Source organism: Microbispora sp. H11081, from assembly GCF_012999535.1.
Lineage (GTDB): Bacteria > Actinomycetota > Actinomycetes > Streptosporangiales > Streptosporangiaceae > Microbispora.
Map to the genome: position 1 here is coordinate 48,676 of NZ_JABBWV010000017.1, position 18,752 is coordinate 67,427.

Consider the following 18,752-nt stretch of genomic DNA (forward strand, 5'->3'; position numbering starts at 1 on the left):
CCTGCAACTACCCCCGGGAACAGGGTCGAAGCCGGGAGACTGTGGATCTTCCCCGGGCGGGCGGTACCGTCTGGAGCATGCGACTCGGAGTCCTGGACGTCGGTTCCAACACGGTGCACCTCCTGGTGATGGACGCGCATCAGGGCGCGCGTCCCCTGCCCGCGTTCTCCCACAAGGAGGAGCTGCGGCTGGCCGAGCACCTCGTCGACGGCGACAGGCTCAGCGAGGAGGGCGCGGCGCGGCTCGGGGCCTTCGTACGCGAGGCGGCCCGCATCGCCGAGGACAAGGGTGTGGAGGACCTGGTCGCCTTCGCCACCTCGGCGGTGCGCGACGCGGTCAACGGCGAGGAGGTGCTGGCCAGGATCAAGGCCGACACGCGGGTGGACATCCAGGTGCTGTCGGGGGACGACGAGGCCAGGCTGACGTTCCTCGCGGTACGCCGCTGGTTCGGCTGGTCGTCGGGACGGCTGCTGGTGACCGACATCGGGGGCGGTTCGCTGGAGATCGCCTCCGGCATCGACGAGGAGCCCGACGTCGCGGTCTCGCTACCGCTCGGGGCGGGCCGGCTCACCCGCGACTGGTTCACCGCGGACCCGCCGGGCTTGGAGGAGATCCGCGCGCTGCGCCGGTACGTGCGCACCGAGATCGGGCGGGCCGCCGGGGCGGTCGCGAGGTACGGCAGGCCCGACCACGCCGTCGCCACGTCCAAGACCTTCCGCCAGCTCGCGCGCATCGCGGGGGCGGCCTCGTCGAGCGACGGCCCGTACGTCAAGCGGACGCTGACGCACGATGACCTGGTCGAGTGGACGGCCAGGCTGGCGACGATGCCGGCGGCCCGCAGGGCGGAGCTTCCCGGCGTGTCCGAGGGCCGGGCCGCGCAGCTTCTCGCCGGCGCGGTCGTCGCGGACGCCGCGATGGACCTGTTCGGACTGCCGGTGCTGGAGATCTGCCCGTGGGCGCTGCGGGAGGGCGTGATCCTGCGCAGGCTCGACGGCCTGCCCATGGGTCGGTCGGCGCTGGCCGATCAGTAAGGTATGAGGATCGTCCAAACGGGGCAAGGCACCAATACCCGGCAATTTCCGTTCCCTCATATGACGGGTGGTTTGTCCACCGGTCACCGGAGTGCCGTAATCGGGGTCGACCTCTGGAGGAGTCTCAATGGTGGAGCTGCTGGGAGCCGTGGTCTCCCTGGCGGCGGTGGCGGTACTGGTGCTCGGAGCGGTGGTGGCGATCGCGGTCGTGACCCTCGTCTGGCTGGGCGCGATGGCGGTGGGCACCGGGCGCGAGTCCCAGGGACGGGCCGCACCCGTCCCGGCGGGCGCGGAAGAGCCCGCGCGGGACTCCCGGGCCGGTGAGGCCCGGAAGCCCCTGGAAGCCGACGCGCCCGCGAACCGGTCCGGTCAGCCGTCCCAGAACGGATCGGCGAACGGATCGGCGAACGGATCCGTCAAGGGGTCCGCGAACGGGTCAGGCAGCGGGTCCGGCAACGGGCACGCGGCGGGCCTGGGCGGGAGCCGGCAGATCCCGGCCGTCGCCGCCTCCGTACGGCGCGCGTAGCCGTCGCGGGGAGCCGAGGCCCACGACGGCGTCTCCGGCCAGGTCTTCCTGGCGGGGGCGCCGTCAGCGGTTCTCCCGATTCTGCCCGGACAACGTCTTGACCAGCTCGGTGAGGTGGGCGACCTGGGTTTCCAGCCCGCGTACGCGTGCCTCGAGCTCCAACAGGGTGGGGGCCTGGAAGCCGTCGGCGATCTGCCTGCTCATCGTTCCTCCCGAGCGGGACCGGCCGGGGGAGACCGGTGTAGGGGTGCAGGGCGTGAGGGTCAATCGGGACGCTGATCTCTATTCCCCGAATCTGTGATTTGGCACCTCTTCTATGGGGAGAAGATGGAATGGTGAAGATCGTGGTACTGGCGGACACCCACGCGCCCCGGCGGTGGAAGTCCTGTCCGCCCGCGGTCGCCGAGCACCTGCGGAAGGCAGGCCTGATCCTGCACGCCGGCGACGTCTGCACCGCGGACGTGCTGGTGGAGCTGTCCCAGTACGCCCCGGTCCACGCGGTGCTGGGCAACAACGACGGCCCGGACGTCGCGGCCTGGGGCGCCCCTGAGACGCTCGAACTCGACCTCGGCGGGCTCCGGCTGGCGATGATCCACGACAGCGGGCAGGCCGCCGGGCGGACCGCGCGCATGCGGTGCCGCTTCCCGGAGGCCGACGTGGTCGTCTTCGGCCACTCGCACATCCCCATGGACGTGACCGGCGACGGAGTGCGGGTGTTCAACCCCGGCTCGCCCACCGACCGCCGCCGCCAGCCGTACGGCACGGTGGGCGTCCTCGACGTCGAGGACGGCGTGCTGCGGCGGGCCACGATCGTCCCCGTCACCTGACCCGCCTAAGGTCCGCGCGGCGGGGCATGGGGCCGGTATGAGAGAGAACAGGCCACAGACCGACCCGCGTTCGCGGTTCGAGGACGAAGGTATTCCGGACCTGCAGGAGGGCACTCCCGGCCGGCAGTGGGCCGAGGACCCGGAGGAGATGCCGCTGCCCGGCGACCGGCCCATGGGAGTCGACGAGTACGGCACCACGACCACCGAGATGCGCGAGGGGGAGCCCCACGACCTGCGCCTGTCCCGGGAGGAGCCGGACCTGGACGCCGACTCCTACGCGGGCGGCGAACCCGGCCGGGCCGGCCGGCTCGTCGATCCCGACGGCGGCATGGGCGTGGACACGGAGAAGGACCTGATCGCCGAGGACGTGGGGCCCGATCTCGGCGGTTACACGGCGGAGGAGCAGGCGATGCGCGTGGAGGACGAGACGCCCTAGGGCGACGCGAGCGGCGGGAAGGAGCCGCGAAAGGACCTCACATTGGCTACGCTGCCCCGATGGCGGGAGTTGAGGAGCAGCAGCGGCACGAGTGGCGGGTGCCGCGCGGGATCGTCGCGCTGAAGGCCGCGGGCACCGTGCTGTGCGGCGTGCTGGCGGTCGCGGGCGACGGCGCGCAACTCTTCCTCGCCGGGATGGCGGCCCTGGGGATCGGCGTGCTGACCGGCCGCGACCTGGTCGCGCCGGTGCGGCTCGCCGCGGGGGAGGACGGGCTGGTCGTGTCGGGGATCGCCGGGCGGGAACGCATCTCGTGGAACGACGTGGACCGCATCCGGGTGGACGCCCACCGCCGCTACGGCCTCACGACCGAGCTGCTGGAGATCGACGCCGGCGAGCAGATCCACCTGTTCAGCCGCTTCGACCTCGGCGAGCCGGTCGTCGACGTCGCCGAGACGCTCATGCGGATGCGCCCCTGATCCGTACGGGGTGTCGTGGTCCTGGACTGTCGCGGTTTGGGAACGGTGCAACCAGATCGCGAGCGGGAGCCCTAAAGTCCCAACGTGTCACCAACCGCTCTCATCACTGCGATTCTTTCGGGTATCGGACTCCTCTTCGCCCTCATCGGCGGCGGCGTCACGATGAACGCGAGGGAGTTCCGCCGCCGGGCGCGGCGCACCCGCGGCATGGTCGTCCGGCTGCGGGCGAGCCGGTCCGGCGACGGGACCGTGTACTACCCGACGATCCGCTTCACCACCACGTACGGCCAGCAGGTCGAGGCGGAGACCACACACGGGAGCAATCCGCCGCCCGCCGTGCCGGGTGAGGAGGTCCCGGTGCTGTACGACCCGGCCAAGCCGACGCGGATCCGCGTCGACAGTCTGGCGGGGAGTGGAACGCTCCTCGGTGTCGTCTTCCTCGCGATCGGCATCGTGCTGTTCGCCGCGGGGGCGGGGGTGGCGCTGGCCCAGACGTTCTGAGCCGCGCCGCCCCCGCCGGGGCGCCGTCATCCGGTGGCGCAGGCCGTCCCGTTGAGCGTGAACGCGGTGGGGGCGGCGTTGGCGCCGCTGTAGGTCCCCTGGAAGCCGAAGCTGGCCGTGCCGCCGCCCCCGCCGATGGTCCCGTTCCAGGCGGCGTTGGACGCGGTGACCTGCCGGCCCGACTGAGTGATCGTCGAGTTCCAGTAGCCGGTGACCTGCTGGTCGCCGGCATAGGCCCACTGGAGCCGCCACCCGCTGACCGGGCTCGACGACCTGTTGGTGATCGTCACGTCCGCGGTGAACCCGCCGCCCCAGTCGTTCACCTTGTACGTCACCACGCATCCGCCGGACGGCGCCGACGGGCTGGCGCTGGGCGACGGCGACGGCGACGGGCTGGGGGACGGCGACGGCGACGGGCTGGGGGAGGGTGACGGCGAGGGCGACGGCGAGGGTGACGGCGAGGGCGACGGCGACGGGCTGGAACCCGCGTAGGTCAGCCCGTAGCCGTACTCGAACAGCGCCTGCTTGCCGTCCCCCGCGTTGATCGGCTGCTGGTCGGCGCTGCGCATCCAGGTCACCGGCAGCTTCGCCGTGGGGGTGTGGTCGCCGAACAGCACGTCGGCCACGCCGCGGCCCTCGGTGCCCGGCAGCCACGCCGCGACCAGCGCGTTCCACTGGTCGATCTGGGCGGCGATGTCCAGCGGCCGGCCGGAGACCAGCACCACCACCAGCGGCACGCCGGACGCCTTGAGCCGCTGCAGCGTCGCGAGGTCGGTGGAGTCGAGGCCCATCGAGCCCGTCCTGTCGCCCTGGCCCTCGGCGTACGGCGTCTCGCCGACGACGGCGATCGCCGCGCGGTAGGACGAGTCGATGCCGCTGCCGTCCCTGTTGTAGGTGACCTGGGCGCCGGAGCCGACGGCGTCGCGGATTCCCTGGAGGATCGTGGTTCCGCTGGTGATGTTCCCGGACGAGCCCTGCCAGCTGATCGTCCAGCCGCCGCTCTGGTTGCCGATGTCGTCGGCGCTCTTGCCCGCCACGAAGATCTTGCCGCCGCTCTTGCCCAGCGGGAGCACGTTGCCGGCGTTCTTCAGCAGGACCAGCGACTTGCGTACGGCCTCGCGGGCCACGGCGCGGTGCGCCGCGCTGCCCACGGTGGAGGTGTAGGAGCGGTCGGTCAGCGGCTTCTCGAAGAGCCCGAGCCGGAACTTCTGGGTCAGGATGCGCCGGTTGGCGTCGTCGACGCGCGACATCGGGATGCGCCCTGCCTGCACCTCCTGCTTGAGCAGCGTGACGAACCTCCTGTAGTCGTTCGGCACCATGACCATGTCGACGCCCGCGTTGACCGCCGTGGTGATCTCGCTCGCGGTGAACCCGGTCTGGCCGTCGAGCTGGTCGATGCCCGCCCAGTCGCTGACCACGAAGCCCGTGAAGCCCAGCTCGCCCTTCAGCACGTCGGTGAGGAGGTACTTGTGGCCGTGCAGCTTCGCGCCGTTCCAGGAGCTGTAGGACACCATGACGGAGCCCACGCCACGTTCCACGGCGGCCCTGAAGGGCGCGAGGTGGGTCGCGCGGAGGTCGGCCTCGCTCAGCTCGGTGTTGCCCTGGTCCCTGCCTCCCGTGGTGCCTCCGTCGCCCACGTAGTGCTTGGCGGTGGCGAGGATGGAGGCGTTCCCGGCCTTCTGGAACCCGTCCACGATCGTGGTCATCCTCGTGACGAGCTCCGGGTCCTCGCCGAACGACTCGTACGTGCGGCCCCAGCGGTCGTTGCGGGCCACGCATAGGCAGGGGGCGAAGGTCCAGTCGACGCCGGTGCCCGACACCTCTTCCGCCGTCGCCTGCCCGACCCGCTCCGCCAGGTCGGGATCGCGGGCCGCCCCCAGCCCGATGTTGTGCGGGAAGATCGTCGCGCCGGCGACGTTGTTGTGCCCGTGCACGGCGTCGACCCCGTAGATCATCGGGATGCCGAGCGGGGTGGACAGCGCCTGCCGCTGGAAGTTGTCGTACATGTCGGCCCAGGACGAGGCGGTGTTCGGCGAGGGCGCCGAACCGCCGCCGGACAGGATGGAGCCGAGCCGGTACGCCGCGACGTCGGAGATCGTCGTCAGGGCCGACCGGTCGGCCTGGGTCATCTGCCCGACCTTGTCGTCCAGCGACATCCTGGACAGCAGGTCGTCCACTCGTGCCGCCACCGGAAGGCCGGGGTCCTTGTACGGGACGTCCGCCGCCCGCGCGACCCCGCGATCGGCGACGAGGACGGCGCTCAGCGCCGCCGTGAGCAGCGCCACGAGCATGGTGACCCAGACGGACCTTAGCCGGGATGTCATGGTTCCTCCCTCGACATTCCCGCTGACCGTAGGAAGCGGCGGGAATTCGGGTCAATCCGGGTGACTTCCGGACACTCGCCACCAGCCGTGGAGGACGAAACTTTCACGCGATCGCTTCCGGCTTGGGGGCGGTTCCCCATGCCCCGGACAGGCATCTTGACAATTAAGTAGAAAACCCCTCATCTATAGCTAAATATGTGCAAAATTCCTAGACTCGGACATCGCATAAGTGATTACCCGTCGGCATCATCGGCCCCACGGTCGTGGTGGCGGCGGGGGACAGCAAGGGATTTGATATGCGATTTCGGACGCGTCGCCTCGGCTGGGTGCCTGTGGTCGCCCTGGTCGTCGCCGGCGGGCTGCCGGCGGCGCCGGCACTCGCGGATTCGAAGGCCGGCACGACGCTGGCTCAGACAGTGTCAGCTACGCCGCACTGGACCAGGACGTACGAATGGAACGTGACAAAGACTGCCGATCCGACGAGTCTGGACCTGACGCCAGGTCAGACCGGCGCCGTCACGTACGTGGTGGGACTGACCAGGGACGACGGCACGGAAGCGGCGTACATCGCGGGACAGGTCTGCATCACCAACGGCGGCGCGATCGCCACGGAGGGCCTGACCTCGGTCATCAACGTCACGAAGCCCCCGAGCTCCACGGTCGTGGTCTCGACGCCGCTCGACACCTCCGCCCATCCGGTCCTGGCGCCGGGCGAGTCCCGCTGCTACGGGTACGAGATAGCGGTCCCGTCGCCGCCTGAGGTCGGCAAGGCGTACAAGGTGTCGGCCGACACCTCGATCACCAACCACTCGGGACGCCTGGGGACGCCCTTCGGCCCGAACACGTCCGCCAGCTTCGGCTGGCCGTCGGGAATCACCGACGTCCACGGTGAGGTGTCCGTCGACGACACCATGCAGGGGAACCTGGGAACGTTCCCCGGCAGCGCCACGACCACCTACACACGGACGTTCACCTGCGACGACGCCGGCGTGCGGACGAACACGGCGACCCTGACCCACACCGACGACAACACGGCGGGACCCTCCGCGACCGCGACGGTGACGGTGGGCTGCACCACTCCGCCGCCCGTGGGATGCACGCTCACCATCGGCTACTGGAAGAACCACCCCAAGGCCGTGGCGCCGCTGCTCCCGGTCTGGCTCGGCGCCCAGAACGGCCAGTTCAGCCACGCGGTGACCACCACGAGCGACGCCGTCGCCATTCTCAACTTCAACGGCGCCGCCAGCAACGGCATCAACAAGCTGCGCGGACAGTTGCTCGCCGCGAAGCTCGGCATCGCGGACGGCGCGGACGGCTCCGCGGTGGCCGACGTCATCGCCGAAGCGGACGCCTTCCTCGCCGCTCATGCTCCGAGCAGCTGGAACTCGCTGAGCAAGGCCGACAAGAACAATGTCAACCGCCTGGCCGGCACGCTCGACGACTACAACAACGGAATCATCGGCCCGGGGCACTGCGACTAGCGGACCCTCGGCAGGTGCCGTGAGAGGAACGGCCGCCCCGGCCGCCGGCGTCCGCCCTCGAGGCGCGGCGCCGGGAGCCGGGGCGGTCCGAGCCCCGGCTTTCGGGGCAGGTCAGTAGGCATGGCACAGCAAGTCAGCGCCTTCGACGCGCAGTTCCTCAACATCGAGACGGCGACCAACCTCGCGCACATCGCGGCGCTCACGATCCTCGACCCGTCGGGCAGGCCAGGCAGCACGCTGACCCGCGACGACCTGATCGCGCTGCTCAGACGACGGCTGCATCTCGCGCCTCCGCTGCGCCGGCGGCTGGTCCAGGTGCCGTTCGGACTCGACCACCCCTACTGGGCCGAGGACCGCGAGGTCGACTTCGACTACCACGTACGGGACCTGGCGCTGCCTCCCCCCGGGGACGACCACAAGCTCGCCGAGCAGATCGCCCGGCTGCACGGGGCGCGGCTCGACCGGGGACGGCCGCTCTGGGAGATCTACCTGATCCACGGCCTGGCCGAGGGCCGGGTGGCGATCTACACGAAGGTCCACCACGCGGCCGTCGACGGCGTCACGGGCGCTGAGGTGCTGGCCGCGCTGATGGACTTCGAGCCGGAACCGGCCGACCAGCCGCCCCCGGAGGACGGGGACGAGCCGCAGGAGGGTCCCGACGCGGTGGAGATGTTCGTCCGATGCCTCGCGCGGGTGCTGGACAACCCGTTCGCCCTGCTGCGTTTCGTGGCCGAGGCGATGCCGCGGCTGGACGAGGTGCCGTTCGTGGCCCAGATCCCGGGGGCGGGACTGGTCTCGCGGCTCGTCCGCAGCATCGGCGGAACCGCCGAGAGCCTGCCGGACCTGCCGCGCATGGTGGTGCCGCGCACGCCGTTCTCCGGGCCGATCTCCCGGCACCGCCGGTTCGCGTTCGGCCAGCTCCCGCTGGACGAGGTCAAGCGGGTCAAGAACGCCTTCGGCGTCACCGTGAACGACGTCGTCATGGCGATGTGCGCCACGGCGCTGCGGCGCTGGCTGGTCAAGCGCGACGAGCTCCCCCGTCAGCCGCTGGTCGCCGGCATCCCGGTCTCCACCCGGGGACAGGCCCCCAACGGGTCGGCCGCCAACGAGGTCATGCTGACCATGACCACCCTGCCGACGGACGTGGCCGACCCGCGCGACCGGCTGCTGTCGGTGAACCGCTCGATGCGACTGATCAAGGAGCGGCTCGCCGCGGCCCCCGCGACCTGGCTCCTCGAGTTCAGCCAGGCGATGCCGGCCGCGCTGAGCGCGCTGGCGGCCAGGTCCGCCTTCCGGCTCGCCTCGCGTACGGCGCCCGCGATGAACCTGATGATCTCCAATGTGCCGGGCCCCCAGACTCCCCTCTACGTGTGCGGGGCCAGGGTCACCGCGCTCTACCCGATGTCAGTGATCACGGACGTCAGCGGGGGGATCAACATCACGGTGTTCTCCTACGACGGCAGGCTCGGTTTCGGGATCGTCAGCGACCGCGACATGGTGCCCGACGTCTGGGACCTCATCGACTACCTGTGGGACTCGCTGGCCGAGTACGCCGCGCTCGCCTCATGACGCGACGCTCGTCGCCCTATCCCAGGGCAAGCGCCGCGATCCCGGCCGTGAGCAGCAGGGCGAAGACGGCGGCGATCACGGCGAAGACGATCGACTGCCGGGACATGCCGGTGCGCGGCGGGATCGCGGGCGCCGCCTCCCGCCGGGGACCCTGGGGCGGCCCGCCGGGCGGCAGCCGACCGGGCGGGGGTGGCGGCACCGCGCTCCGCGCGCCGTGGCCGGCGGTGCCGTACGCGGGCAGCGCGGCGAGCGCGTCCCGCAGTTCCGCGGCCGTCCGGATCCGCAGGGCCGGATCGGCGGCCATGCCGTGCCGCAGCACGGCCGTGAACGCGGCGGGCACACCGGGGATCTCGGGGATCGGCAGCCGGTGCAGCGCCATGATGGCCGCGATGTTCACCACGCCGCTGTCAGGGAAGCGCGGCGGCCTGCCCCGCAGCAGGGCGTACAACGTGGCCGACAGGGCGTACACGTCCCCGGCGGCGGTCGGCTCGGTGAGGTCGAACGCCTCCGGCGGGGCGTAGGCGGGCGTGAGCGACTCGCGCGTGACCGACACCTCGCCCCGCTCCGCGCCGCCCTGTCCCGGCATCGTGGCGAGCCCGAAGTCCGAGAGCGCGACCATGCCGTAGGAGTTGACCAGGATGTTGGCGGGCTTGACGTCGCGGTGCAGGACGCCCACGGCGTGGGCGGCGGCCAGCGCGTCGGCGATCTTGACGCCGATGTCGCGCACCTCGCGGGGGCCGAGCGGGCCGCCGTCGCGCAGCCGGTCGGCGAGCGACCCGTTGGGGCACAGCTCAAGCACCATGTACGGCCGGCCGTCCGGGAGCACGCCCGCGTCGTAGACGTCGGCCACGTGCGGGTGCCCCGACAACGCGCCGGCGGACGTCACCTCGCGCATGAACCTGCGCCGGTCGCGGTCGGAGACGAGCACCCGGTTGTCGACCTTGAGCGCGACCTCCCGGCCCACCGCGAGCTGACGGGCGCGGTACACGACCCCGAAGCCTCCCTGGCCGAGGACGCCGAGCACCTCGTAGCCCGGCACCAGCGGCCCGCCCGCCTCGCCCACCCCGCACCTCCGGCCCCGGCGAACCACGATCACAAATCCCGCGTCCGGCACATTACCGGAGCGATCACCCCTGGGTCCCGGTCTTGATCGGGGCGAGGCCGGGGACGGACCCTATGCTGTGCTCATGACGGGGCTCTCGACGGGCGGCACGGGGGAGCGCGGCCGGAGTCCGGAGCGGCGCAGGGAGTTGCTCGACGCGGCCGACCGGGTCATTCGCAGGGAGGGCCCGCACGCGTCGATGGCCGCCATCGCGGCCGAGGCGGGAATCACCAAGCCGATCCTCTACCGCCACTTCGGGGACAAGAGCGGCCTCTACCAGGCCCTCGCGGAACGCCACACGCGCGTCGTCATCGACCTGCTGCGCCCGGAGTTCGCCAAGGCCATGGCCGATCCTCGCGCACGCGCCCGTGCCGCCGTCGAGGCCTACCTGGAGACCATCTCGGCCAACCCCAACCTCTACCACTTCCTGTTCCACCGGGCGAGCGCCGAGGACAGCCGCACCCACACGCGGATGGCGGCCATCGTGCGCGGCGTCGGCGAGGAACTGGGCGCGGCGCTCGCGGCGGAGGGCGTCGCCGATCCGGTGCGCGCCCAGGTGCTCGGGCACGCGTTCGTCGGCATGGTGCGGGCGATCGGCGACTGGTGGCTGGAGAACCCCGGGCTCGACCGCGACACGGTCGTGGACAGCGTGGCCGGCGTGATCGCCGGCGCGCTCGAATCCTGACGCCGGACGGCCGGCCACGCCCTCTGCGTGCCCATGGCGGCCGTCGACGTGCATGCCCGGATGCGTCGCAACCATCCGGACCGGGTAATTTAGTTCGCCTAACTAACGTTTCGTCCGCCATGCGGACCAGCAGGAGAGGAACCACTCCGTGGCCGTAGCGAACCAGTCCCGGGCGGGGGCGTCGTCGGAGCCGGCGCCGTCCTCGCGGTACAAATGGATCGCGCTGTCCAACACCACCCTCGGCGTCCTGATGGTGACGATCAACCAGTCCATCGTGCTGATCGCCCTTCCTGACGTCTTCCGCGGCATCCACCTGAACCCGCTCGACCCCGGCAACACGGGCTACCTGCTGTGGATGATGATGGGCTTCATGGTCGTCACCGCCGTGCTGGTGGTGATGTTCGGCCGCCTGGGCGACATGTTCGGCCGGGTCCGCATGTACAACCTCGGGTTCGCGGTCTTCAGCCTCTGCTCGATCATGCTCTCGCTGACCTGGATGGACGGCGACGCGGGGGCGCTGTGGCTGATCGGATGGCGGATCGTGCAGGGCGTCGGCGGCGCGCTGCTGTTCGCCAACTCCACCGCGATCCTGACCGACGCCTTCCCCATCAGGCAGCGGGGCACCGCGCTCGGCATCAACTCGATCGCCGCCATCGCGGGCTCCTTCCTCGGCCTGATCATCGGCGGCGTCCTGGCTCCCGTCGACTGGAAGGCGATCTTCCTGGTCTCCGTGCCGTTCGGCGTCTTCGGCACGATCTGGGCGTACCTCAAACTGCGCGACAACGGCGTGCGGCGGCGGGCGCGCATGGACTGGTGGGGCAACGCGACCTTCGCCGTCGGCCTCATCACGCTGCTGGTCGGCATCACCTACGGCATCCAGCCGTACGGGACCGGCGTGATGGGCTGGGGCAACCCCTGGGTGATCGCCGCGCTCGCCGGTGGCGTCCTGCTCCTGGCGCTGTTCGCCTGGATCGAGACCAGGGTGGAAGAACCGCTGTTCCGGCTCGCGCTGTTCCGCAACCGCGCGTTCCTCGCGGGCAACGTCGCCAGCCTGCTCACCGCCCTCGGACGCGGCGGCCTCCAGTTCATGCTGATCATCTGGCTGCAGGGCATCTGGCTGCCGCTGCACGGTTACAGCTTCGAGGAGACGCCCCTGTGGGCGGGCATCTACATGATCCCCCTGACCGTGGGCTTCCTGCTGTCCGCGCCGATCTCCGGCTGGCTCTCCGACAAGTTCGGGCCGCGGAGGTTCACCGTCGGCGGCGCCCTGGTCACCGCGGCGAGCTTCTACGCCCTGATGACCCTGCCGACGGACTTCGGCTACGGCGTCTTCGCGCTGCTCATCCTGGTCAACGGCATCGGGTCAGGCCTGTTCTCCTCGCCCAACCGGGCGGAGATCATGAACTCGGTGCCCGCGGAGTCCCGCGGCGTCGGCGCGGGCATGACCGCGACCTTCCAGAACTCCTCCATGGTGCTGTCCATCGGCGTGTTCTTCAGCCTGATGATCGCGGGCCTGGCGCAGTCGCTGCCGCACACCATGAACGTGGAACTGGTGGCCCAGGGCGTGCCCGCCGCGCAGGCCGAGGACATCGCCCACCTGCCGCCGATCGCCGTGCTGTTCGCGGCGTTCCTCGGATACAACCCGTTCAGGCAGCTCCTCGGCGGTGTCCTGGACCGGCTGCCCGACGGCGGCGCCCGCCTGACCGGCAAGGAGTTCTTCCCGCACCTCATCGCGGGCCCCTTCCACCAGGGCCTGGTCATCGCCTTCTGGTTCGCCGTGGCCGTCTGCCTGGTGGCCGGCCTGTCGTCGCTGCTGACCGACCGCGTTCGCCGCGGGCACCGCGCCGCCGCCCACGAGTCGCTCGGTTCCGAACTCGCCGCGGTCGCGGGCGAGGCCGGTCTGGCGGGCAGCGAACTGGTCGTCCCGGACGAGGAGTTCGACGCCCGGCGGGTCAGGGAGACGTAGGCGCGCGGCCCGTACACGCCGCCGGGCGATCCCGCGACAACCCCCACGACCTCGGCCGAAGGACTCCCGCTCCGGCGCGCCCCTCCGGCGGCGGGGGGTAGGCCCCACCCCGGACATGGGGGGCGTTCGGATTCCGCCCGGCACGCGCCTCGGCGAGCGTGAGAGGAAGCGACACGACGCCGAGGAGGACAGACGTATGCGTGGCAGAACCCGACTCGCGGCCGCCGGGCTCGCGACGGCGACGATGGCGGCCGGGCTCGTCCCGGCCCAGAGTGTGCAGGCCCAGAGTGTGCAGAACCGGGCGGCGATCAGGTGGACGGCGTGCGCGGGGGACGGGCTTCCCGCGGGGACGCGGTGCGGCACGATCGACGTGCCGCTCGACTGGGCGCACCCGGGCGGCAGGACGACGACCCTGTCTCTCGCCCGGCTGCCCGCCACCGATCCCGCCCGCAGGATCGGCAGCGTGCTGCACGTCCCCGGCGGCCCCGGCTCCAGCGGGATCGAGGACATCACGCGGGCGGCGGGCGACCTCGCCGCCCTGCGGGAGCGCTTCGACCTGGTCGCCTACGACCCGCGCAACACCGGGCTCACCGCCAAGCTACCCGAGTCCTGCGCGCGGCCGGCGGCGACGACCCTGACCGAGCCCCGCGACCGGGCCGAGTACGACGCCCAGGCCGCGGCGATCGCCGCGGCCGTCCGGGCCTGCCGGGCCGAGGACCGCAGCGGGCTGTACGGCAGGCTCGACTCGGTGTCGGTGGCCCGCGACATGGAGGCGATCCGCGCGGCCCTCGGAGAACGGCGGCTCAGCTTCATGGCCAACTCCTACGGAGGGGTGCCGGCCGCCGCATACCTCCGGCTGTTCCCCGGACGCGTCCGCGCCATGTACCTGGACGGCGTGATCGACCACACCGCAGGCTGGGCGGACCAGTACCTGCTGGCCCACCGGGAGCTGGAGCGGACGTTCGGCCGCTTCATCGACTGGTGCGCGGCGACGGCCGCCTGCGCCCTGCACGGCGAGGACGCGGGGAAGGTCTGGCGCGATCTCACCGCACGGGCGGACAGGTCGCCGATCCCGGTCGTCTCGGAGCGGTCAGGCCGGGGCGCGCTGACCGGCTCCCACCTGCGCTGGTTCGGCTTCGCCGCCGACCCGGGCCCCGGCGACTCCCGATGGCTGGCGTTCGCCGAGGCAGTGGACAGGGCCAGGCACGGCGACGGCTCGGGCTTCGCCGACGCGGCGCTGGGCAACGCCCGCGCCTGGACGATGCCCTTCGCGCTCGGCATGACCTGCGACGACGACCGTGGCCTCCACGGGTACGAGGAGTACGTCAGGGTCCGCAGGGAGGCGCGCGAGATCTCCCCGAACCTCGGCGGCGCGCCCTTCGAGCAGCTCGCCTGCTCGGGGTGGCCGTGGCCGGCCGCGAACCCGTCCCGTCCCCTCCCGGCCGACGGCCTGCCGCCGCTGCTCGGCATGGGGACCTGGGGCGACTTCGCGATGACCGAGAGCCTGGTCCTGCGCGTGCCCGGATCGGCCGCCGTGCGGTACGACGGCCCCGGCCACGTCCTCTACCTGTCCGGCAACCGGTGCGCGATCGGGCACGCCACGCGGTATCTCACCGACCTGACGCTGCCTCCGCCCGGCGCCGTCTGCCGTCCCGGCGACTGACCAGGCTCCTCCAGGTCACCCGTACACCTGCGACACCCGGCGCTCGTAGGCGCGGCGCCAGGAGAGCCGGTAGAGGATCCGCATGACGGCAGGAGCGGAGCCGAAGATGTGGTCGCGGTCGGCGGGGGCGGCCACGTCGAGCAGCCAGGCGGCGAGCATCGGCAGGTCGCGGCCGTGGCTCTTGGCGACCTTCTTGCCAGACTCGTCCCACCAGGCCGCGCTGACGTGCTCCCTGATGAGCGGGACGACCTCGAACTCCTCCAGATCGAGGTGGGTGTTCAGCAGCCGGTCGAGCGTGCGCAGGTCGGCCGCGACCTCGCGGGGCGGCCGGCCGCCGCCGGAGAGCCTGCCGATGACGGCGTCCATCTCCTGGTGGTCGGCCTCCAGCCGGTCGAGCACGGTCCGGGCCTCGGGGACGAGGCCGCGCAGCAGCGGCCAGATCGCCTCGTCCTCCTCGGTGTGGTGGTGGTGCAGGGCGCGCAGCAGCAGCGCGAGGTGTTCGTCGACGACCGCGCGGCGCCGCGCGTCCCGGGGGTCGCAGCGGTCGAGGACCTGGGCCAGCCTGCCGAACTCGCGCCGCAGGCCGGCATGGAAGACGAGGAACGTGCCGAGGTCGGGAGCGGGGTCGCCCGGCCGGCGCCGGGTCTGTGTCGGTGTTGTCATGCCCCCACGATGTCCCCGCCCCCTTCACCGCGACTCAACGTGCACTTGCGGCCCGCTCCCCGGCCGGTCGCCATCCGCTGTCAGCCGCGTACGGCCTCGCGTTCGCGGGTGATCCGGGCAGCCCACCAGGTCAGCCCGGCCGCCGCGCAGCGCTTCGCGGCCGTGTCCAGATGCGCCCGCGCCGTCTCCGGCCCGGCCGCCCCGCCCAGGTGGGCCATCCGCCCCAGGTAGTAGCCGACCGGCCCGGCGCAGAACGTCCCCGCCCCGAAGGCGATCCTGTCCTCGTACGGCAGGAGCCTTCGATAGGTCAGGGCGCACGCCTCGCGATCGCCCGCGACGATCTGGGCCTCGCCCAGCAGGCACAGCCCCGGCAGTTCGCCGAAGTCGCGCGGCAGCGCGTGCCAGCCCTGTTCGCGCGCCGTCTCGGCCGCCGTGCGGTCGCCCCGCGAATCGGCGATGAGGACGCCCATCACCTGCCGGTGGGCGGGGAAGGGGGAGTAGTGCGTCATCAGCTTGTCGGCGCCCTCGAAGTCGCGCATCGCGAAGTGCCGGGTGAGCAGCGCGGAAGAGAGCGTGCTGCTCGTGTGCCACAGGTTGAGCCGCTCCCCGGCCTCGGCCGCCGCGGCGTACGCGTCGGCGGCGCCGTCGAAGTCCCCGTCGAGGAGGCGCCGGGTGCCGGTCCAGATGAGGTGCTGGAACCGGGGCCAGGGCAGGTCGAGCCGCTCGACCAGCACTCCCGCCCGCTCGGCGGCCCGGTCGGCGCCCGCCACGTCGAACAGGTCGATCCTGGTCCGCTCTCTGATCATGTAGCCGAGCAGCTCGAACCCGGGCAGCCCGAGCCGGGTGAGCTCCTCGCCGATCGCGTCGAGCTCCGCCATGTGCTCGGGGAGCTGCACGCCCAGATAGCGCGCGTTCAGGGTGATCGCCAGCAGTTCCCGGCCGGCCTCCCCTGAGGTGACCAGGCGGCGGGCCATCGCCAGCGCCTCTGCCGTGGCGGTGTCGCAGCGGGGGTCGGCCGAGCCGTCGTAGCGTTCCATCCCCAGGCAGCCGAGCAGCCTGCAGCGCAGCTCGGAGTCGCCCTCGGGCAGCGCGGCGAGGGACTCCTCGATCCGCCGCACGGTGTGCAGCTCGATGTCGCCGTAGGTGTAGAACTTCCACAACCCGGGAGCGTCCAGGCTGGTCAGCGCACGCGCGGCGAGCAGCGGGTCGCCCGACCTGTCGGCCGCGAGCAACGCCTCCGCCCGGGTCTGCCTGGCCGAGAAGCCGTGACCGGCGGCGAGTTGCGCGCGGACCAGCTGGAGCAGGAGCTCGACGTGTTCGCGGGGGTCCGCGCCGGGCAGCGTGCCGTGCGCCTCGACCGCCCGGCGCCACCACTGCGCGGCGTCCTCGTGCGCGTGCCGTCCCGCCGCCTGCCCCGCCGTGGCCGACGCCCAGCGCACCGCGTCCGCCACGGCGGCGGGGCCGGCGGCCATCGCGTGCCTGGCGAGGACCGCGAGGTCGGCCCCCGGCCGCAGTTCGAGCGCCCGGAGCGCGGCCAGGTGCAGCCCGGCACGGCGGCGTGGCGGGATGTCGGCGTAGACCGTCTCCCGGACCAGATCGTGGGTGAAACGCAGGTCCTCGTCGAGAACGCGGAGGGCGGTCGCGGCGTCGAGCGCCTCGTCCACGTCCACGGCCGCGTCCACGTCCACGTCCACGGCCGCGTCCGCGTCCACGGCCGCGTCCGCGTTTGAGGCGACTGAGGAGTCCGCGACGACCTCGGTCAGCAGCCGTCGGTCCGCGCCGGTGCCGAGCACGGCCGCCGCGTCGATGGCGGGGCGGTGCCGGGCTGGCAGGTCGAGCAGGCGGCGGCGCAGGACGTCGGCCAGGCCCTCGGGCACCCCGGTGAGCGCCCTGTCGATGCCCTGGTCCTCGGCCAGCCGGAGGGTCTCGCGGATGAACAGCGGATTGCCCCGGGTGCGCTCGGCGAGCGCCGCGACGCTCGCCGTGTCGCGCAGCCCCGACAGCTCGGCGATCGCGGCCGGGTCGAGCCCGGCCAGCGGCAGGCGCAGAGCGTCGTGCCGCCCGAGCAGGCCGAGCGTGTCGTGCACCGCGGCCGGGCCCTCGCCGGACCGTACGGTGATCACGACGGCGACCGCGCCGCGCAGCAGCGACGCGAGGTCGGAGAGCAGGCCCAGCGACGCCGTGTCGGCCCACTGGAGATCGTCGATCACGACGAGCAGCGGCCGGTCGGCCGCGGCCGTCTCCAGGTAGGACGCGGTCGCCTGGTGCAGCCGGAAACGGGCCTCGCTCGCCTCGGCGGGCCGTCCGGCCCCGGGGGCGGGGTCGTCTCCCTGGGCGGAGTCGCCGAGCAGCACCCGCAGGGCGGCGGCCTGCGCGGGGGAAGGGGGGACCCGGCCGGCGAGATCCCGCACGACCTGCTGCCACGGCCACAGCGCGGGCGCGCCGGAAGTCTCGTGACACCTGCCCCAGGCGACCAGCCAGCCCTCGGCGGCCCGCCGCTCCGCGAACGCCTCCGCCAGCCACGTCTTGCCGATCCCCGGCTCACCGGAGATCACGGCGATCCCCGGCCCGCGCTGTGCTCCACCCCGCTGTGCCACTCCCCGGGCCGCCCGCATCACGTCCCGCGCCAGCTCGTCGAGCCGGTCGACCTGCGACCCGCGGCCGACGGCGCGCCGCTCTGGCCGCTCCGGCCGCTCCGGCTGGACCGGTGCCGCCAGGCTCTGCCGTACGGGGGCGGGGCCGTCGAGGGCCGTGTCGAGGGCCGTGTCGAGGGCGGGGTCCTGGGCGAGGATCGCCTCCTCCAGACGGCGCAGCGCCGGGCCGGGGTCGAGCCCGAGCTCCTCGGCCAGGTGGCTCCTGGCCGTGCGCAGCGCCTCCAGGGCGTCCGCCTGCCGGCCCAGGGCGTAGAGCGTGCGGGCGAGCAGTTCCCACAACCCCTCCCGCAGGGGATGCGCGGCCACCAGGGTTTCCAGCTCGCCCACCACGTGCGGATCGCCCACCCGCCCCGCCAGGAGACGCTCCCGCGTCACCAGACGCGCCTCGGCGAGCCGCTCGATCTCCGGCCGGAGCCAAGGCACGTCGCCGAACTCCTCGTACGGCGTGCCGCGCCACAACGCCAGGGCGCGTTCCGGCTCGCCGGCCTGGGCCAGGCGGACGAACTCGTCGGCGTCCACCTCGTGCGGGCCGAGCGCGTACCCCGGAGGGCGGCTGAGGAGCACGGACGAGGGCGTGCGCGGAGCGCGGCCTGGTTCGAGCACCCGGCGCAGGTTGGAGACGTAGCTGTGCAGCGTGCTCTGGGCGCGCGGCGGCGGCGCGCCGTCGTACAGGTCGTCGAGGATCGCGTCCACCGACACGGTCGCGCCCCTGGAGATCAGCAGGCGGGCCACCAGCAGCCGGGGCCGCGGCCCGCCGAGGTCGACGGGAACGCCGTCGACGTACGCCTCGACCGGGCCGAGCACCCGGAACATGACCGCCATGCCGGGATTGTGGCACGATCATCGGC

Annotated in this window: 17 protein-coding genes and 1 pseudogene; 12 read left to right on the forward strand and 6 right to left on the reverse strand. The window is 72.5% G+C overall.

Features of this window, described 5'->3' with window-relative positions:
• The first annotated feature begins 77 nt into the window (after window positions 1–77).
• Window positions 78–1,031 carry a Ppx/GppA phosphatase family protein gene (locus HHX31_RS29630; protein WP_169952360.1) on the forward strand — a complete coding sequence of 318 codons (954 nt, stop codon included), beginning with the start codon at window positions 78–80 and terminating at the stop codon, window positions 1,029–1,031.
• A 127-nt stretch (window positions 1,032–1,158) separates the two neighbouring features.
• Window positions 1,159–1,557: a hypothetical protein gene (locus HHX31_RS29635; protein WP_169952362.1), complete on the forward strand. Its 399-nt coding sequence runs from the start codon at window positions 1,159–1,161 to the stop codon at window positions 1,555–1,557.
• Window positions 1,558–1,620: 63 nt separating this feature from the next.
• On the opposite strand, the gene HHX31_RS29640 is transcribed toward HHX31_RS29635, so the two are convergent.
• Window positions 1,621–1,761, reverse strand: coding sequence for a hypothetical protein (locus HHX31_RS29640; RefSeq protein ID WP_169952364.1), 141 nt, complete (start codon window positions 1,759–1,761; stop codon window positions 1,621–1,623).
• Between the two features lie 128 nt (window positions 1,762–1,889).
• Here HHX31_RS29640 and HHX31_RS29645 point away from each other — a divergent pair, with 128 nt between their 5' ends.
• The 4 genes from HHX31_RS29645 to HHX31_RS29660 all read left to right on the forward strand — a co-directional run bounded on the left by HHX31_RS29645 (window position 1,890) and on the right by HHX31_RS29660 (window position 3,797).
• Window positions 1,890–2,384, forward strand: a complete 495-nt coding sequence (locus HHX31_RS29645; protein WP_211590510.1) for a metallophosphoesterase family protein — start codon at window positions 1,890–1,892, stop codon at window positions 2,382–2,384.
• 37 nt (window positions 2,385–2,421) lie between these two features.
• A complete protein-coding gene (locus tag HHX31_RS29650) occupies window positions 2,422–2,820 on the forward strand; it encodes a DUF5709 domain-containing protein (protein WP_169952366.1) in 399 nt (132 codons plus the stop codon).
• Between the two features lie 59 nt (window positions 2,821–2,879).
• A complete protein-coding gene (locus HHX31_RS29655; protein ID WP_169952368.1) occupies window positions 2,880–3,296 on the forward strand; it encodes a PH domain-containing protein in 417 nt (138 codons plus the stop codon).
• Between the two features lie 84 nt (window positions 3,297–3,380).
• Window positions 3,381–3,797: a DUF3592 domain-containing protein gene (locus HHX31_RS29660; protein ID WP_169952369.1), complete on the forward strand. Its 417-nt coding sequence runs from the start codon at window positions 3,381–3,383 to the stop codon at window positions 3,795–3,797.
• Window positions 3,798–3,823: 26 nt separating this feature from the next.
• Here HHX31_RS29660 and HHX31_RS36075 read toward each other — a convergent pair whose 3' ends face one another.
• Entirely contained in the window at window positions 3,824–4,135 is a 312-nt protein-coding gene (locus tag HHX31_RS36075) for a cellulose binding domain-containing protein (protein WP_396712133.1), read from the reverse strand.
• Here HHX31_RS36075 and HHX31_RS36080 point away from each other — a divergent pair.
• On the forward strand, window positions 4,095–4,289 hold the full coding sequence (locus tag HHX31_RS36080) for a hypothetical protein (RefSeq protein ID WP_396712135.1): 195 nt from the start codon (window positions 4,095–4,097) through the stop codon (window positions 4,287–4,289). The genes HHX31_RS36075 and HHX31_RS36080 overlap by 41 nt on opposite strands.
• 8 nt (window positions 4,290–4,297) lie before the next feature.
• On the opposite strand, the pseudogene HHX31_RS29665 reads toward HHX31_RS36080, so the two are convergent.
• Window positions 4,298–6,121: pseudogene (locus HHX31_RS29665) on the reverse strand (glycoside hydrolase family 3 protein); the annotation flags it as partial.
• A gap of 458 nt (window positions 6,122–6,579) precedes the next feature.
• On the opposite strand from HHX31_RS29665, the gene HHX31_RS29670 reads away from it, so the two are divergent.
• Together HHX31_RS29670 and HHX31_RS29675 are read left to right on the forward strand one after the other, a co-directional pair.
• Window positions 6,580–7,602 carry a hypothetical protein gene (locus HHX31_RS29670; RefSeq protein ID WP_169952371.1) on the forward strand — a complete coding sequence of 341 codons (1,023 nt, stop codon included), beginning with the start codon at window positions 6,580–6,582 and terminating at the stop codon, window positions 7,600–7,602.
• Window positions 7,603–7,722: 120 nt separating this feature from the next.
• Window positions 7,723–9,171, forward strand: a complete 1,449-nt coding sequence (locus HHX31_RS29675) for a wax ester/triacylglycerol synthase family O-acyltransferase (RefSeq protein WP_169952373.1) — start codon at window positions 7,723–7,725, stop codon at window positions 9,169–9,171.
• 16 nt (window positions 9,172–9,187) lie between these two features.
• Here the strand turns inward: HHX31_RS29675 and HHX31_RS29680 are convergent, their stop codons facing one another.
• Window positions 9,188–10,234 carry a serine/threonine-protein kinase gene (locus HHX31_RS29680; protein ID WP_169952375.1) on the reverse strand — a complete coding sequence of 349 codons (1,047 nt, stop codon included), beginning with the start codon at window positions 10,232–10,234 and terminating at the stop codon, window positions 9,188–9,190.
• Window positions 10,235–10,358: 124 nt separating this feature from the next.
• Here HHX31_RS29680 and HHX31_RS29685 point away from each other — a divergent pair, with 124 nt between their 5' ends.
• The 3 genes from HHX31_RS29685 (at window position 10,359) to HHX31_RS29695 (ending at window position 14,587) form a co-directional block, all read left to right on the forward strand.
• Window positions 10,359–10,958 carry a TetR/AcrR family transcriptional regulator gene (locus HHX31_RS29685; RefSeq protein WP_169952377.1) on the forward strand — a complete coding sequence of 200 codons (600 nt, stop codon included), beginning with the start codon at window positions 10,359–10,361 and terminating at the stop codon, window positions 10,956–10,958.
• Window positions 10,959–11,106: 148 nt separating this feature from the next.
• Window positions 11,107–12,924, forward strand: a complete 1,818-nt coding sequence (locus HHX31_RS29690; protein ID WP_311932307.1) for an MFS transporter — start codon at window positions 11,107–11,109, stop codon at window positions 12,922–12,924.
• A gap of 196 nt (window positions 12,925–13,120) precedes the next feature.
• On the forward strand, window positions 13,121–14,587 hold the full coding sequence (locus HHX31_RS29695) for an alpha/beta fold hydrolase (protein ID WP_169952379.1): 1,467 nt from the start codon (window positions 13,121–13,123) through the stop codon (window positions 14,585–14,587).
• 15 nt (window positions 14,588–14,602) lie between these two features.
• Here the strand turns inward: HHX31_RS29695 and HHX31_RS29700 are convergent, their stop codons facing one another.
• Window positions 14,603–15,250 (reverse strand): hemerythrin domain-containing protein, encoded by a 648-nt coding sequence (locus tag HHX31_RS29700; RefSeq protein ID WP_169952381.1) that lies wholly within the window; start codon window positions 15,248–15,250, stop codon window positions 14,603–14,605.
• Between the two features lie 80 nt (window positions 15,251–15,330).
• Window positions 15,331–18,726 (reverse strand): BTAD domain-containing putative transcriptional regulator, encoded by a 3,396-nt coding sequence (locus tag HHX31_RS29705; protein WP_169952382.1) that lies wholly within the window; start codon window positions 18,724–18,726, stop codon window positions 15,331–15,333.
• Window positions 18,727–18,752 lie beyond the last annotated feature (26 nt).

Coding starts and splice junctions, on each gene's coding strand:
- HHX31_RS29650 (WP_169952366.1), top strand. CDS start 2,422: ATGAGAGAGAACAGGCCACAGACCGACCCGCGTTCGCGGTTCGAGGAC.
- HHX31_RS29695 (WP_169952379.1), top strand. CDS start 13,121: ATGCGTGGCAGAACCCGACTCGCGGCCGCCGGGCTCGCGACGGCGACG.
- HHX31_RS29705 (WP_169952382.1), bottom strand. CDS start 18,726: ATGGCGGTCATGTTCCGGGTGCTCGGCCCGGTCGAGGCGTACGTCGAC.
- HHX31_RS29635 (WP_169952362.1), top strand. CDS start 1,159: ATGGTGGAGCTGCTGGGAGCCGTGGTCTCCCTGGCGGCGGTGGCGGTA.
- HHX31_RS29700 (WP_169952381.1), bottom strand. CDS start 15,250: ATGACAACACCGACACAGACCCGGCGCCGGCCGGGCGACCCCGCTCCC.
- HHX31_RS29640 (WP_169952364.1), bottom strand. CDS start 1,761: ATGAGCAGGCAGATCGCCGACGGCTTCCAGGCCCCCACCCTGTTGGAG.
- HHX31_RS29645 (WP_211590510.1), top strand. CDS start 1,890: ATGGTGAAGATCGTGGTACTGGCGGACACCCACGCGCCCCGGCGGTGG.
- HHX31_RS29675 (WP_169952373.1), top strand. CDS start 7,723: ATGGCACAGCAAGTCAGCGCCTTCGACGCGCAGTTCCTCAACATCGAG.
- HHX31_RS29655 (WP_169952368.1), top strand. CDS start 2,880: ATGGCGGGAGTTGAGGAGCAGCAGCGGCACGAGTGGCGGGTGCCGCGC.
- HHX31_RS29685 (WP_169952377.1), top strand. CDS start 10,359: ATGACGGGGCTCTCGACGGGCGGCACGGGGGAGCGCGGCCGGAGTCCG.
- HHX31_RS29630 (WP_169952360.1), top strand. CDS start 78: ATGCGACTCGGAGTCCTGGACGTCGGTTCCAACACGGTGCACCTCCTG.